The following is a 13,563-nucleotide window of genomic DNA, read 5'->3' as shown; positions in this document are numbered from 1 at the left end:
CCCTCTTGCTTTTCAGCGATTGGGACAATAAAAAAACAAGCCAATGCTGGCTTGTTTTTATTCGTTTTCCGGCTGTTTGTCCCGATACTTTTCATTGGAGTTTTCCTTGTATTCCAAGTCCCGGTCGGGCATCGGATCCATCTCTTTTTTCTCTGGCATGTTTCGGCGCGGCTCGACTTCCGGAATCAGTTCTTCCCCTTCATGGCCTTCCTTATCCTTTTTCATGCTCGTGCCTCCTCTGTTTGCTGTTACCTTTAAAATACCCCCTGGAACGGCTTTTAATCCTGTTTCAGTTTTTCACCAAGGACTGGATCAACGCCCGGTCATCCGGGTAAGCCATTTCCAAAGCATCCAGTTCACCGACCGGTTTCCACGCTACATCCAAGATCAAACCGAATGGATCATGGACATTGAGTTCGCCGCCCGTGACTTCCACCCGGAAGTAATGCACATTGAATGACACGTCAAAGTTTTCATATTGCCCGCTTTTGACTTTCAGTTCTTCTAAAACCGCCACTTCAAGCCCGGTTTCTTCAAAAAACTCGCGCTTGCAGCTTTCTTCCAGGCTTTCGCCCGGCTCAACCCCGCCAGCCGGAACGGCCCATTTATCACCGTCTTCTACAGAGATGTTCTGCAAGACTAGCAGCACCTCGTTTTTTTCGTTGACGCAGACACCGGCTGCACCTTTCCAATCGGACATTTCCATTACGATTCCTCCATTGCCAATTTTTCAATCACGGAAACAAGTTCTGTTTTCCCCGCGATGTACTTTTCGATATCCATCGGGTACTCGGACGCCAATTTCTCTTTCAACGCTCCGTATTCTTGTGCTTTTTCAGGATGGGCGCGCAAGTAATCGCGAAATGCCAGATGGCGCCTGATTTCCCGGCTGCCTTTCTCGAAGACATGAATGTGGTGCGTGCGTTCATCGCCGCCTTTTTGGAAAAACCTTCTGCCCGGCAGCCCGTTTTCGCCTTTTGCCACGTACCCCGCTTCCGCCATTTTCCGGTTGAAAGCATCGACGTTTTCAATGGACCGTACTACCGGCAACAGGTCGATGACGGATTTTGCGGACAGCCCTTCCACCGCTGTGCTACCAATATGATGAATTTCTGCACATTCCTCTCCGAATATCCCTTCAATTTCCATGGCTGCCTCTTTAAACCGGCGATGCCAATCCGGGTCAAACGGAAACACCTCCACTTTTCTCATACTCACTCCTCCTGCTGTTTTCAACATACTAAAAAGCGGCCTGCATATGCAAGCCGCCGTCCCAACTTTATTGTGTCGTTTTTGAATAATCGTGGTCGAGCGTCAGCCCATGGGATGCATCCGGAAGCCCCAGGTCCCCGGAAAAGCCGTTTGCCCTGTAGAACGCATCCGCATTTGCCGAATCCGTACGGACTACCAATTCCTTGAAATGGCCGCGCGCATGGTCGACAATCTTTTTAAGCAACTGAGTTCCGATGCCTTGCCTGCGGACCTTCTCCGAAATGTAAAAGCGCCGCAGCCTGCCGACTCCGCTTTTATCCGAATAGGGATCCCTGTTCAATCCGCCAATTGCGACCAATTGGCCGTTGTCCCAAGCGCCATATAAGATTTCGCCTTCTTTATTGAATGTGTTAGTGCCGTCCTCGTATTGATCAACCAACCGACGCAAAAAGCGGTAGCCTTCCGCTTCGCTTTCCTCCACTAATTTTGAGACATCGACTGATTTTAAGTCTGTAATTTCTTTCCATTCAAGTGTCATGTCGCTCCTCCTCATCATGGTCTGCCGATTCCGTCTTGCTCTTTAGTTGCCTTGCCCTTTCAGTGTATAGAAAACGGGGAAAGAGCGCCAGTAAAAAAATCGGAATTTTCTTTATATTTACCATACTCCCTGCTTCGAGTGAAGGCGGATGCACACTCAAAAGGCGCATCGGCCTATGCCGAACGCGCCTGGGTTGATTATACAGCTGTTGTTTCCATTGACGCTTTCCTCGCCTCCATTTTCCGTACAATGTAGATGCTCGCTTCATAAAGCAATGCCATCGGAATCAGCACCAACAATTGGCTGATGAAATCCGGCGGTGTAATGAGTGCCGAAACAATTGCCAGCACCAAATAGGACCACTTCCGCACTTTCTTCATCGACACAGAAGTCAGGATGCCGATGGACGACAGAAAAAGCGCCACGATGGGCATCTCGAAAAGAAGCCCGAGCGGAATTGTCGTCATGATGAGGAAATGGATATATTCGCTTGCGGAAATCATGACCGCAAAATTGGCTGCACCAAGGCCGATCAGAAATTGGAAACTTAGCGGATTGACAATGAAATAGCCAAAAGCCACGCCGCCGATGAACAATAGCAGCATTGCCGGAGAGTATAGGCCGATGAACTTGCTTTCCTCTTCCTTCAGCCCCGGCTTGACGAATTGCCAGATGAAATGGCAGAGGAAAGGCAACGCCAAACCAATTGCCAGCGTCACAGAAATTGACGTGTAGAATTTTATGACTTCAAGCGGGCCGAGAATGACCAAGTCATGGCCTTTCACCACATATGGGAACCAAAAATTCAGCGTTGCAAAAACCACAATCAGGAAAAACGCGAAAACAAACAAGCTTTTAATAAGCTGTTTCCGCAATTCCCCCAAATGGTCAATCAGCGTTTCCGTATGCGCATCTCGCTCTTCCGGAGGAGGTTCCGGCGCTTCCGGCGGCTTCTCTGCCGCCGCTTGCACCTCAGGAATTTCCGGTTCTGCTGATTGGGCGGACGCTGCTGTTTCGGATTTCTTTTTGCTTAACGGGCTGACTAAATTTCTTTCTCCATATGGATCCATGGGATCACCTTCAAACTTTTTCGGATTTTTTCTCTTCTTTTACCTCTTCCTCATCATCGTCCATGAGCCCTTTGGTCGAGCGTTTGAACTCAGAAAACGTTTTTCCGACCGCCCCGCCGATTTCCGGCAATTTTTTCGGTCCGAATATTATAAGTACAATCACCAGAATAATGATTAGGCCTGGCACTCCAATTGATGCTAATCCTCCCATTGCTTTCTCCTCCTTTTATACGAGCGAACCGCCGTTTTTGCTGTAATTGATGATACCTTCTGCACACCGGTAAGCAAGTGCCCCGACGGTGCCCGTCGGGTTATAGCCGCCGTTATGGGCGAAATTCCCTGCACCGACCACAAACAAGTTCTCAGCATCCCAATGCTGCAAGTAATTGTTGACGACACTGTTTGCCGGATCGGCACCCATGATTGTGCCGCCGGTGTTGTGCGTTGTTTGATAAGGTACAATATCGTAATCGGAAATCGGGCTTCCGCCAACAACCGTCTTGGCGCCCATCTCTTGCATGATGCCCGCTGCCTTTTCCGTTATATAAGCATGCAGCGCCTTGTCCTGCTCGGTGAAATTATAAGTCAGCTGCAATAACGGCACACCGTAGATATCTTTGTAAGTGCCATCAAGTGCCATGTAATTCTCTTTATGCGGCATGGAAGCCCCTTGGCCCCCGACGCCCAATGTTCTCGTGTAGTTTTCGATGGAAGCTTTCTTAAAATCCGCTCCCCAGGACGGCGTATCCGGCGGAATCGGATTTGATAAAATTGGCCGGTTTCCAGTCTGCGTCATCGAAAGGCTGGCCCCGTGGATAAAATCAAGGTCGCCATGGTCAAAATTGTCGCCATTAAAATCATCAACCGTCATCCCGAGAGCTCCAGCTCCCATGAAGGTGTTCATTCTTTCATCAAAGAAACCCGATGCACCTGGCAAAATCTGATACGCGTAGTTTTTGCCTAAAGTACCGCGGCCAGTCGCAGGGTCATACTGTTCGCCGATATTTGATACCATCAGTAATTTCGCATTGTTCAAGATGTAGCTGGTCAACACGACCACTTCCGCCGGCTGGATGAATTCCTCGAACGTGATCGTATCGATATACCGGACCCCAGTCACTTTATCTCCTTCCTTCATCACTTCTACTACATTGGCACGAAACTTGATTTCGTAATTCCCTGTCTCCAGCGCAGTCGGAACAACAGTAACTTCGGGGGAGGATTTCGCTCCGTATTCACAGCCGAAACGTTCGCAAAATCCGCAATACTGGCAAGCATTGATAGCCGCTCCGTCAGGATTTTCATACGGCTCTGACAAATTAGCGGATGGCATCATGAAAGGTGAATAGCCCAGGTTGGAAGTGGCAGTTTCAAACCTTTGCAAAATCGGTGTCTTCTTCATCGGAGGCGTCGGGTACTCAGCAGAGCGCTTACCCCAGAACGGGTTCTTATCTTCTCCAGAAATGCCCGCTGTCTTCTCGAACTTATCGAAATAGGGTTCCAATTCATCATAAGTGATGCCCCAATCCTGCAGCAGGTACTCCGCTGGCAGCTTGTTGGCCCCATATTTCTGTTCCGTCATCGTTTTGATTTGAAAATCATAAGGCAGGAAACGCCATGTCTGGCCATTCCAGTGGGTTCCGGCGCCGCCGAGGTTTTCACCAAGCAAGAATGATCCCATCTGGCGCATCGGAAGGGCCCGTTGTTGACGGTTGTTGCGGAAGGTTATCGTTTCTTTGGACAAATCCTGCATCAACTCATAGCGGATGGCATAGCGGTATTCGTCATGGACGATATTGAAATCACTCGTACTCCGTTCATGCCCTCGTTCCAGTCCGACTACTTTTAGACCCGCCTTTGCACATTCAGCAGCGATGATCCCTCCGGTCCACCCTACGCCTACTGTGACTACATCTACTTTATCCAAAGTTGTGACCATTTAGACTCCCCCTCTTCGATTAATGCTCCATTCCAAGCGATTGCGGTTCAATCTCCACAAAATCTTCACTTTCAATCTGATTGATATAAGCTGCCTGATGACCAGGGAAATCTTTCATTTTCCAGCCTTCCATGTTTTGGTTACCGCCATAAATCGGATCGGCATAAGCGCCTTCTAGCGTCGCCTGGCGCAAAAGCCGGAAAAAGAACAAGGAAGATACGCCCTTCATTTGAATTTCCTCTTCTTGAAAGGCCGTTAAAATTTCATCCATCTGCCCCCCTTCCAAATCTGCGAAGTTGGCTTTAAACCGCGATTGAGCTTCTTGCTGCATAACTTGAAGACCTTGACGGAACATCTCGTTTCGTTTTAGCCTGCTTTGGTAGCCTTGGGTTCTTTCCCCTTCCAAAAATGGGGGTTGCATGTATTCTTTAGAGTTTTCACCGTATGCCCCCGCCAACTGTTGATCGATAAAATAAGGCACGCCTAATCCGATAGCGCCAGGCCCCAAATCATCTTCAGGAAAAATCCGCTCCGTTGCTTGAGCAAGAATTTGGAACTCTGCATCGTTCTTAAAGAACATCAACCCTCTTACGCCACCGGCTGAACCACCATCACTGGTCGCAGGCGCTTCTGTAGGGGATGCGCCATCATTGACGTTCGCACCAATTAAGCCGCCTATAACTCCGCCGCCAATAAGTGCGCCTGCTGCGATTCCTGAAGTTTTCAAAAAATCGCGCCGCGAATAATTCTTTTCGTTTTTGGCCATTATATAACCTCCCTTTTACATAATTAATTATTCTGAATATTATATAAGTATATACTTTTTTTACGATTTTTAAACCATTTTCCGGGTTATTTAATAAACCACTAACAAAAAAAATGCAAATCCGCTGAGGATTTGCATTTTAAGGAAAATAAAAAGCCGAAGGAATGGACACCTCGGCTCTGTTGCTGTTTATTAGTCTAATACTTTGATCGTCACGTTTTTGCGGCCCCACTGTAGTGCAGCGCTTTGTGAAGGGATGAATACATCAATCTTGTTGCCTTTAATAGCGCCGCCTGTGTCGCCGGCAATTGCAGTTCCGTAGCCTTCAACCCAAACTTTTGAACCGAGCGGGATGACGCGCGGATCTACCGCGATGACTTTCTGGTTAGGATTTGCACGAAGGTTCTGCCCTGTAGCAGTCGTCCCTGAGCATCCTGCGCAATAAGCGGTGTAAGCCGTTGCTGATACTGTCATGGTTTTGCCGGCTTGCTGTGAAACAGCCGGAGCTGGTGCAGATGCTTGTACGGGCGCAGCTGTTTTAGCTGGCGCTTTTGCTGGCGTCGGAGCTGCTGACGACGCTGCTGCCGCTTGGCCTGCTTCTAAAGATAGTTTTTGGTTCGGGAAGATTAAATCAGAGTTTAATCCGTTCCAACCCATTAATTGATCAACCGAAATATTGTTTTTCTGTGAGATTCCCCAAAGAGTGTCACCTGATTCTACTGTATACGATGAATGGGCACTAGCTGTACTAGCTGCTCCGAAACTTAATGCTGCGATAGCAGTTAGTGTAACGATTTGTTTTTTCATAAAATGAATTTCCTCCTTTTCACTAACACAAGTAGCATCATAACACCTCTGTATTTCATGACGATGACAAAACGACGGTTATAACATAACAATTACGTTACGTGAAAGTGATTTGTATTACACGTTGTAATATAAGAAAGTCATTTTTAGTAGAATCCTGCGTTTATTCGGTGCCTATTAGGGAACAATAGATTGTTAAAGAAATTTTCAAAAAGGAAGAAGGGATAACATGAACAAAGTCACCTCTGTATTTTGGATCTCCTTAGCACTCTGTTTAAGTCTTGTCATATGGGGGTTGTTTTCACCGACCGGTTTTCAAGAGATGACAGGGCAATGGACGGCTGCCATCTCAGAAACATTCGGTTGGTATTACTTGGTCACCGTCTTTTTAATCTTGGTTTTCTGCATTTATATGATTTTTTCCCGCTACGCCAACATTAAACTGGGCAAGCCGGATGAAGAGCCGGAGTTCTCACTTCCGTCCTGGTTCGCGATGCTGTTCAGCGCTGGAATGGGGATGGGCCTTGTCTTCTGGACTACAGCAGAACCAATCTCCCACGCCTTCACTAGCGCTCCCCGGTCAGAAATCGGCTCCCCGCAAGCCATATCGGAAGCGATGCAGTTCTCTTTCTTCCACTGGGGCATCCATGCGTGGGCAGTTTACGGCATCGTCGCTTTGGTGCTTGCTTATTTCAAATTCCATAACGGCGCACCCGGATTAATCAGCGCCACGTTGACGCCGATCTTCGGCACCAAAGCAATGGCTGGGGTTCCCGGCAAACTGATTGACATCCTAGCTGTGTTTGCGACCGTTATCGGTGTCGCTTCTACGCTCGGTTTCGGGACTGCACAATTGAATGAAGGGTTTTCTTTCCTATTCGGCACCCCGAATACATTCGGATTTCAATTATTGATCCTTGGTGTCTCTACTATATTATTTATCGGTTCCGCCTGGTCAGGCATTGGCCGCGGCATCAAGTACCTGAGCAATATCAATATGGTGCTGGCGGTGATTTTGCTGATTACCCTCCTCTTCGCTGGACCGACACTCTATATCTTGAACTCTTTTACGGATGCACTGGGTGGTTATATGACCAATTTCTTCAATATGAGTTTCAACCTCGAGCCGAATCGTGAAGACCGGCGCGGCTGGGTCAACGCATGGACCATCTTCTACTGGGCTTGGTGGATTTCCTGGGCGCCATTTGTCGGAATTTTCATCGCCCGGATTTCCCGCGGGCGGACCATCAAAGAATTCATGATCGGCGTCTTGTTCGTCCCGTCGCTCGTTTGCTTCATCTTTTTCGCGGTATTTGGAGCGTCGGCATTGAACCTTGAACAAAATGGCATTGCTGAAATTTCCGGGTACAGCTTGGAGACAGCCACATTCGGCATGCTCCAGCATTACCCGCTTGGTACATTGATGACTTTCATCACCTTGTTTGTCATCGCAATCTTCTTTATCACATCTGCCGACTCGGCCACGTTCGTGCTGGGCATGCAGACGACCGGCGGCATGCTGAACCCGCCAAACCTCGTGAAGATCACGTGGGGATTCATCCAGGCGGCTGTAGCAGCGATCGTGCTGTACACAGGCGGCACCCAAGGCCTTCAAAACGCTTTGATTATCGCCGCCCTTCCGTTCTCACTGGTCATCCTGCTGATGGGAGCCTCCTTCTTTAAAGCTGTACAGAACGACCCCTTAGTCAAAAAACGGAAGAGAACATAAAAAAAGGATCAGCCATCGCGGCTGATCCTTTGAGCTTGTAGACTAAAGATTATTTTTTCAATTAGATGAATAAACTTAATGGGAGCTGCGTTGGATCCTACACTTCAGGCGGACGCGTTCCGCGGGCTCGCACCGAACTAACTCGGACTAGCGTCCGAGTGGATTTCGGCACTTCGCTATCCCGCAGGAGACGCCGCCTTCCGTTACGGATCCTGAAGCCAGCGGCTTGTACTAAGCGAGTTAAAGTTGGATCTATTTCTCCTGCTTCAAATATTAGATACAAGTGACGCTCCCGATCGAACTGGCCACGAGACTCCTGTGGGAGCAGCGAAGCGACTCGAGCTGAAGGCCCCGCAGGAACGCAGTGACGAGGAGACTGAAGCCGAGCCCACGGAAAGCGAAGTGGCCAGCCCGTTCGGGCTTATATCTCTCTATTCATTTAAATTAGACTTTGTCTATAATCTAAAAGGACCAGCCATCGCGGCTGATCCTTTTTCTTATTTGAATACGCTTGTGCTGTGAAGCGGTTGGATCTTCGATTTTGGATCGAGGTAGGCTTTTGCATTGTTGATAGCGGTCGGTGCTTCACCGAAGCCTACTGCAATCAGTTTGACTTTACCTTCATATGTGGCAATGTCCCCTGCTGCGTAGATTCCGGGAATATTCGTTTCCATCTTCGAATTCACCAATACGGAATTCTTCTCCATCTCCAAGCCCCATTCCTTGATCGGGCCAAGCGATGTGATGTTGCCGTAGTTTACAATGACATGATCCGCTTGAATGCGTTCCTCATTGCCTTCTTTGTCGATCAGGATAATTTCTTCCAGTTGGCCATTTTCGCCGACCAGTTCCTTTACGCCAAACGGTTTTTTCACTTCCACTTTCGATTGCAGCAGCGTATCGATGTTCGCTTCGTGTGCCGTCATTTTTTCACGGCGGTGGCTAAGCGTAACGTGAGAAGCCACATCTTCCAGCATCATTGCCCAGTCGACAGCAGAATCGCCGCCCCCAAGGACAACCACTTTCTTGCCGTGGAACAAGGTCAAATCTTTCACGCCGTAATGAAGTGTTTTGCCTTCGAACGGTTCAGAACCGTCGACTCCGATTTTGCGCGGCTGGAATGCGCCTACGCCGGCAGTCAATAAAACGGCTTTCGTATAATGGACATCTTTGTCTGTGGCCACTTCAAAGTGGTCGCCGACACGGTCAACAGCTGAAACCGATTCTTCCAGGCAGATCGCTGGATTGGCGTAATTGGCCTGGACGACGAGGCTGTCCACCAAATCTTTTGCCAGGACTTTTTGGAAGCCCCCGACGTCGTAGATGTATTTATCAGGATAAAGCTCTGTCAGCTGGCCGCCAAGCTGAGGGAGGCTATCAATGATTTTGACTTTCATTTTGCGCATACCGCCGTAAAAAGAAGCGAACAGACCGGTCGGGCCGGCGCCGATGATCGTAATATCGAATATCTCACGTTCTTCCATTCCTAACACTCCTAATCTAATCAATAAGTATAATCCTATCATATTATGCCCCAATTCACGCAATCAGACTATTGATTGAAATGCAATATGAAAAAGTTAGAATAATCGGTTTAATGCTCAGCATTTTTGCACTTGGTTCGGTACACTGGAGTTCAAAGAAGAATAGAAAGGATGAGGCAGATGGAACTTGGATTGAAAGGGAAAGTCGCTGTAATAATGGCTTCGAGCAGAGGGCTCGGGAAAGCGATCGCCATGGAATTCGCGAAAGAAGGAGCCATCGTGATAATTTCAAGCCGCAGCGAGATTGCGCTCGAACAGGCTGCAGCAGAAATTAAAAATGCTGCCAAGGATGCTGAAGTCTATTATCAGAGATGCGATATGACAAATGAAGAGGATATCCTTTCGTTGTTCGAGTTTGTATCAGGCAAATTCGGCCGCATCGATATTCTGATCAACAATACGGGCGGACCTAAAACTGGCGGCTTCTTGGAAGTCGATGACGGAGACTGGTATGCCGCATTCGAGCAGAATCTGTTGAGCTACATCCGCACCTCCCGCGCTGTGCTGCCTTATATGAAAAAGCAGCAGTCCGGCCGCATCGTCAATATTTCCTCTTCCTCGACGAAAGAAGTGATCGACAGGCTGATTTTATCGAATACATTCCGGGCGGGGATGGTCGGTTTTGCAAAAACCTTGGCACGGGAAGTGGCCAAGGACAATATTATGGTCAATACGGTAGGGCCTGGCCGCATCCTGACCGACCGCATCAAGGAGCTGAATGAAATAGCCGCACAGCGCCAGCAGACGACCATAGAAGAAGTTGTCGAAAAAAGCGCTTCCCAGATCCCGATCGATCGATACGGGGAACCCGAGGAGTTTGCAAAAATCATCGTATTTCTCGCCTCTTCTGCCAACTCGTATTTGACCGGCCAATCGCTGGTTGTCGACGGTGGGTTGCTGCGGGCCCTTTAAGCTAGCGTATGATTATACAGACAGCCTAAAAATCGATATACTGAGGATTGTACAAATTGAAAAGGAGATGTTGTAAATGGCTAAAAAAGGACACATCCACATGGAAAACGGCGAAATCATCGAATTCGAACTATTCCCGAATGAAGCACCGAATACGGTGAAAAACTTTGAGGATCTTGCAAACTCCGGATTCTACAACGGCGTAACCTTCCACCGCGTCATCCCTGGCTTTGTTTCACAAGGCGGCGACCCGACTGGCACTGGTGCTGGCGGCAGCGGCAAAACAATCAAATGCGAAACTGACAACAACCCGCATAAGCACCAAGCAGGCAGCCTTTCTATGGCTCATGCAGGCAAAGATACCGGGTCAAGCCAATTCTTTATCGTCCATGCGCCACAGCCGCATCTTGACGGCGTCCACACAGTTTTCGGCCAAGTGACTTCAGGCCTTGAAACGGCGAAAGCAATGAAAAACGGCGACAAAATGACGAAAGTCCACGTATTTGACGAAGAATAAAAGCAACGAAGCCGGATTGGACAGGGATCTCCCTGTCCAATCCGGCTTTTTTTTGACGGCCGTGCGATTTTCTTAGTCTTCGATGTACTTCTTCACAATCTCATCATGCGTACCGTTTTCCTGCAAATTCTTGAGCCCTTCATTGATTTGGCTAAGCAGCTCTTCTTGTTGCCCTTTCAAAACTGCGATGCCGTACTTTTCATCCGTCAAGCGTTCCCCGACCGCTTTCAATTCAAGGTCCCGTGCGGTAATGGCATATGCAATTACCGGATAATCCTCTACCAGTGCCTGCGCATGGCCGTTTGCCACTTCCAGGAACATGGAAGGACTGTCGTCAAAATAGGCAATCCGATAGCCGTACTTCTCTTGGTTTTCGCCGACAAACTTCGATCCGGTCGTGCCGCTCTTCACCGCGATGACTTTTCCGTCCATATCTTCCAAAGAGCCGATTTCCGAATCGTCCTTAGCAGTCACCAGCGCCAATCCAGCATCGAAATAAGGATCAGAGAAATCCAGGATTTCTTTTCGTTCGTCTGTAATGCTCATTCCTGCAATTGCCATGTCCAGTTCGCCTTCTTCAAGCGCCGGGATGATTCCGACAAAATCCATCGGCCGCAATTCGATTTTAAACCCTTGGTCCTCTGCAATCGCTTGGATCAGTTCTACGTCAATCCCTTGGTATTCCCCATCCTTCTGGAATTCAAAAGGCGGATATGTGGTATCGATGCCCACCATATACACCCCGTCATCCTCCCCGTTTCCAACGGTTGCCTCTGTTTCGCCTCCACCTTCTCCTCCTTCATTTTCACTGTCCTGCTGCGAGCACGCTGCTACGATAAGAATCAGTGTCAAAAAGACCAGGAAAAAACTGAGCTTTTTCATTTTTTTCCACCTCTCATCGTATCCAAATTCTTCTTCCATTTTAACAGATTTTTCTTATTTATGATATATATTTGACTGAATTTTCAGAAGTATTTTAATCTCAAAAAGAATTCCCGACATAATAAAAAAACACGCCCAGAGGACGTGTTTTTGTATTTGTTCAGAGCACTTTGCTGAGGAACGCTTTTGTCCGTTCATGCTGCGGATTGCCGAATAATTCTTCCGGCACGTTCTCTTCCACAATATAGCCGCCGTCGATGAACATCACGCGGTCGCCCACCTCGCGGGCAAAGCCCATTTCATGGGTGACGATGACCATGGTCATTCCTTCGATTGCCAGCTGTTTCATAACGTCCAATACGTCCCCTACCATCTCCGGATCGAGTGCGGACGTCGGCTCATCAAATAGCATGATTTTCGGATCCATCGCAAGCGCCCGGGCAATCGCGACGCGCTGCTTCTGCCCGCCTGACAATTCGCCCGGATAGGCATTCGCCTTTTCACGGAGACCGACTTTATCCAAGAGCTCATACGCTTTGGCCGTCACCGCTTTTTTATCGCCTTTGTTCAGCTTCATCGGCGCCAGCGTGATGTTTTCCATCACGCTTTTATGCGGAAACAAATTGAATTGCTGGAACACCATGCCGACATCTTGCCGCACTTTGTTGATGTCCACTTTCGGATCGGTGATATCGATCCCTTCGATATAAACGTGGCCGCCTGTAATGTCTTCCAGCCGGTTCAAGCAGCGCAGGAATGTACTTTTCCCGGATCCGGAAGGGCCGATGACACAGACGACTTCTTTTTCTTCGATTACCGTGCTCATGTCTTTCAGCACTTCGATTTTCCCGAAGGATTTTTTTAGGTTTTCCACTCTGATCATAGTCATCGCAATACAAACTTCCTTTCCACAAAGCTCGCCAGTAAGGAGAGCAGGTATATGACAATGAAGTAAATGACCCCAAGCGTCAAGTAAATCGTGAACGCTTCAAATGTCTGGCTCGCCTGGATGCGCCCTTCCTGTGTCAAATCGGCAATGCCGATAACGGACAGCAGCGACGTATCTTTCAGCGAAATGATCGCCTGGTTGGTGATGGTCGGCAGCATCCGGCGGAACGCCTGCGGCAAAATGATATAGCGCATGTTTTGTGTTGCGTTCAAGCCGAGTGAACGCGCAGCTTCCGTCTGCCCCCGGTCAATGGACTGGATGCCCGCCCGGATGATTTCCGAGAAATAGGCCCCCGCATTGATCGCAACGGTCACAATCCCTGCAGTCGTATTGTCCATCGAGAAAAACCCGAGGGAGTTCAAACCGAAGTAAATGAAGAACAGCTGAACGATGAACGGCGTTCCACGGATTGCATCGACAAAAATCTTCGCAATCCAGTTCAGTATTCTGATAGGCGCCAGGCGGAAGAGCGCCACGATCAACCCGATGATAAAACCAAGAATAATAGCAATGACAAAAATATAAAGCGTGACTTGCAAGCCTTCCATCAAGTAAGGCAACGCGTTGACAACTGTGTCCATTCTCACATCTCCTCTGCATAGCAGATAACCCTTCACCAGGAAGTTTATCTAGGGCTTTTACGGTCCTTCTTCACGATTGGCCGTTCATTAAATGGATAAAAAAATGCAGCGCGCTGC

Annotated in this window: 16 protein-coding genes; 3 read left to right on the top strand and 13 right to left on the bottom strand. The window is 48.5% G+C overall.

Annotated features, from left to right (window positions below):
- Window positions 1–57 precede the first annotated feature (57 nt).
- The 9 genes from ACTL32_RS14460 to ACTL32_RS14420 form a co-directional block, all read right to left on the bottom strand.
- Complete coding sequence (locus ACTL32_RS14460; RefSeq protein WP_441342156.1) at window positions 58–225, bottom strand: hypothetical protein; 168 nt, start codon at window positions 223–225, stop codon at window positions 58–60.
- A gap of 64 nt (window positions 226–289) precedes the next feature.
- Window positions 290–706 (bottom strand): NUDIX hydrolase, encoded by a 417-nt coding sequence (locus ACTL32_RS14455; RefSeq protein WP_441342155.1) that lies wholly within the window; start codon window positions 704–706, stop codon window positions 290–292.
- A complete protein-coding gene (locus ACTL32_RS14450; protein WP_441342154.1) occupies window positions 706–1,212 on the bottom strand; it encodes a GrpB family protein in 507 nt (168 codons plus the stop codon). Before ACTL32_RS14450 ends, ACTL32_RS14455 begins: the two co-directional genes overlap by 1 nt.
- Window positions 1,213–1,279: 67 nt before the next feature.
- On the bottom strand, window positions 1,280–1,750 hold the full coding sequence (locus ACTL32_RS14445; protein ID WP_441342153.1) for a GNAT family N-acetyltransferase: 471 nt from the start codon (window positions 1,748–1,750) through the stop codon (window positions 1,280–1,282).
- Window positions 1,751–1,947: 197 nt separating this feature from the next.
- Window positions 1,948–2,820 (bottom strand): twin-arginine translocase subunit TatC, encoded by an 873-nt coding sequence (gene tatC / locus ACTL32_RS14440; RefSeq protein WP_441342152.1) that lies wholly within the window; start codon window positions 2,818–2,820, stop codon window positions 1,948–1,950.
- A 10-nt stretch (window positions 2,821–2,830) separates the two neighbouring features.
- On the bottom strand, window positions 2,831–3,031 hold the full coding sequence (tatA, locus tag ACTL32_RS14435) for a twin-arginine translocase TatA/TatE family subunit (RefSeq protein WP_441342151.1): 201 nt from the start codon (window positions 3,029–3,031) through the stop codon (window positions 2,831–2,833).
- A 15-nt stretch (window positions 3,032–3,046) separates the two neighbouring features.
- A complete protein-coding gene (locus tag ACTL32_RS14430) occupies window positions 3,047–4,759 on the bottom strand; it encodes a GMC family oxidoreductase (RefSeq protein WP_441342150.1) in 1,713 nt (570 codons plus the stop codon).
- 19 nt (window positions 4,760–4,778) lie between these two features.
- Window positions 4,779–5,525, bottom strand: a complete 747-nt coding sequence (locus tag ACTL32_RS14425) for a gluconate 2-dehydrogenase subunit 3 family protein (RefSeq protein ID WP_441342149.1) — start codon at window positions 5,523–5,525, stop codon at window positions 4,779–4,781.
- 192 nt (window positions 5,526–5,717) lie between these two features.
- Window positions 5,718–6,332, bottom strand: a complete 615-nt coding sequence (locus ACTL32_RS14420; protein WP_441342148.1) for a 3D domain-containing protein — start codon at window positions 6,330–6,332, stop codon at window positions 5,718–5,720.
- 229 nt (window positions 6,333–6,561) lie between these two features.
- Here ACTL32_RS14420 and ACTL32_RS14415 point away from each other — a divergent pair, with 229 nt between their 5' ends.
- A complete protein-coding gene (locus ACTL32_RS14415) occupies window positions 6,562–8,061 on the top strand; it encodes a BCCT family transporter (protein ID WP_441342147.1) in 1,500 nt (499 codons plus the stop codon).
- A 497-nt stretch (window positions 8,062–8,558) separates the two neighbouring features.
- On the opposite strand, the gene ACTL32_RS14410 is transcribed toward ACTL32_RS14415, so the two are convergent.
- Window positions 8,559–9,545, bottom strand: a complete 987-nt coding sequence (locus ACTL32_RS14410) for an NAD(P)/FAD-dependent oxidoreductase (RefSeq protein ID WP_441342146.1) — start codon at window positions 9,543–9,545, stop codon at window positions 8,559–8,561.
- Window positions 9,546–9,725: 180 nt separating this feature from the next.
- On the opposite strand from ACTL32_RS14410, the gene ACTL32_RS14405 reads away from it, so the two are divergent.
- Complete coding sequence (locus ACTL32_RS14405; RefSeq protein WP_441342145.1) at window positions 9,726–10,517, top strand: SDR family oxidoreductase; 792 nt, start codon at window positions 9,726–9,728, stop codon at window positions 10,515–10,517.
- Between the two features lie 76 nt (window positions 10,518–10,593).
- The gene (locus tag ACTL32_RS14400) at window positions 10,594–11,034 is read left to right on the top strand and encodes a peptidylprolyl isomerase (protein WP_441342144.1); all 441 of its coding nucleotides are present in this window, start codon (window positions 10,594–10,596) and stop codon (window positions 11,032–11,034) included.
- A 72-nt stretch (window positions 11,035–11,106) separates the two neighbouring features.
- Here ACTL32_RS14400 and ACTL32_RS14395 read toward each other — a convergent pair whose 3' ends face one another.
- From ACTL32_RS14395 to ACTL32_RS14385, 3 genes are all read right to left on the bottom strand, one after another.
- A complete protein-coding gene (locus tag ACTL32_RS14395; protein ID WP_441342143.1) occupies window positions 11,107–11,916 on the bottom strand; it encodes a transporter substrate-binding domain-containing protein in 810 nt (269 codons plus the stop codon).
- A 160-nt stretch (window positions 11,917–12,076) separates the two neighbouring features.
- Window positions 12,077–12,805 carry an amino acid ABC transporter ATP-binding protein gene (locus ACTL32_RS14390; protein ID WP_441342142.1) on the bottom strand — a complete coding sequence of 243 codons (729 nt, stop codon included), beginning with the start codon at window positions 12,803–12,805 and terminating at the stop codon, window positions 12,077–12,079.
- The gene (locus ACTL32_RS14385) at window positions 12,802–13,446 is read right to left on the bottom strand and encodes an amino acid ABC transporter permease (RefSeq protein WP_441342141.1); all 645 of its coding nucleotides are present in this window, start codon (window positions 13,444–13,446) and stop codon (window positions 12,802–12,804) included. Before ACTL32_RS14385 ends, ACTL32_RS14390 begins: the two co-directional genes overlap by 4 nt.
- Window positions 13,447–13,563 lie beyond the last annotated feature (117 nt).

The sequence above is a fragment of the Planococcus sp. FY231025 genome (assembly GCF_052078085.1).
Lineage (GTDB): Bacteria > Bacillota > Bacilli > Bacillales_A > Planococcaceae > Planococcus.
Note: the sequence above shows the minus strand (reverse complement) of the source record. Positions and strands in the feature narration are given on the sequence as shown.

Excerpts from the sequence above, each read along its gene's own strand:
- ACTL32_RS14460 (WP_441342156.1), bottom strand. The coding sequence starts at position 225 with ATGAAAAAGGATAAGGAAGGCCATGAAGGGGAAGAACTGATTCCGGAA.
- ACTL32_RS14430 (WP_441342150.1), bottom strand. The coding sequence starts at position 4,759 with ATGGTCACAACTTTGGATAAAGTAGATGTAGTCACAGTAGGCGTAGGG.
- ACTL32_RS14400 (WP_441342144.1), top strand. The coding sequence starts at position 10,594 with ATGGCTAAAAAAGGACACATCCACATGGAAAACGGCGAAATCATCGAA.
- ACTL32_RS14410 (WP_441342146.1), bottom strand. The coding sequence starts at position 9,545 with ATGGAAGAACGTGAGATATTCGATATTACGATCATCGGCGCCGGCCCG.
- tatC (WP_441342152.1), bottom strand. The coding sequence starts at position 2,820 with ATGGATCCATATGGAGAAAGAAATTTAGTCAGCCCGTTAAGCAAAAAG.
- tatA (WP_441342151.1), bottom strand. The coding sequence starts at position 3,031 with ATGGGAGGATTAGCATCAATTGGAGTGCCAGGCCTAATCATTATTCTG.
- ACTL32_RS14420 (WP_441342148.1), bottom strand. The coding sequence starts at position 6,332 with ATGAAAAAACAAATCGTTACACTAACTGCTATCGCAGCATTAAGTTTC.
- ACTL32_RS14385 (WP_441342141.1), bottom strand. The coding sequence starts at position 13,446 with ATGGACACAGTTGTCAACGCGTTGCCTTACTTGATGGAAGGCTTGCAA.
- ACTL32_RS14445 (WP_441342153.1), bottom strand. The coding sequence starts at position 1,750 with ATGACACTTGAATGGAAAGAAATTACAGACTTAAAATCAGTCGATGTC.
- ACTL32_RS14405 (WP_441342145.1), top strand. The coding sequence starts at position 9,726 with ATGGAACTTGGATTGAAAGGGAAAGTCGCTGTAATAATGGCTTCGAGC.
- ACTL32_RS14415 (WP_441342147.1), top strand. The coding sequence starts at position 6,562 with ATGAACAAAGTCACCTCTGTATTTTGGATCTCCTTAGCACTCTGTTTA.
- ACTL32_RS14425 (WP_441342149.1), bottom strand. The coding sequence starts at position 5,525 with ATGGCCAAAAACGAAAAGAATTATTCGCGGCGCGATTTTTTGAAAACT.
- ACTL32_RS14450 (WP_441342154.1), bottom strand. The coding sequence starts at position 1,212 with ATGAGAAAAGTGGAGGTGTTTCCGTTTGACCCGGATTGGCATCGCCGG.
- ACTL32_RS14390 (WP_441342142.1), bottom strand. The coding sequence starts at position 12,805 with ATGACTATGATCAGAGTGGAAAACCTAAAAAAATCCTTCGGGAAAATC.
- ACTL32_RS14395 (WP_441342143.1), bottom strand. The coding sequence starts at position 11,916 with ATGAAAAAGCTCAGTTTTTTCCTGGTCTTTTTGACACTGATTCTTATC.
- ACTL32_RS14455 (WP_441342155.1), bottom strand. The coding sequence starts at position 706 with ATGGAAATGTCCGATTGGAAAGGTGCAGCCGGTGTCTGCGTCAACGAA.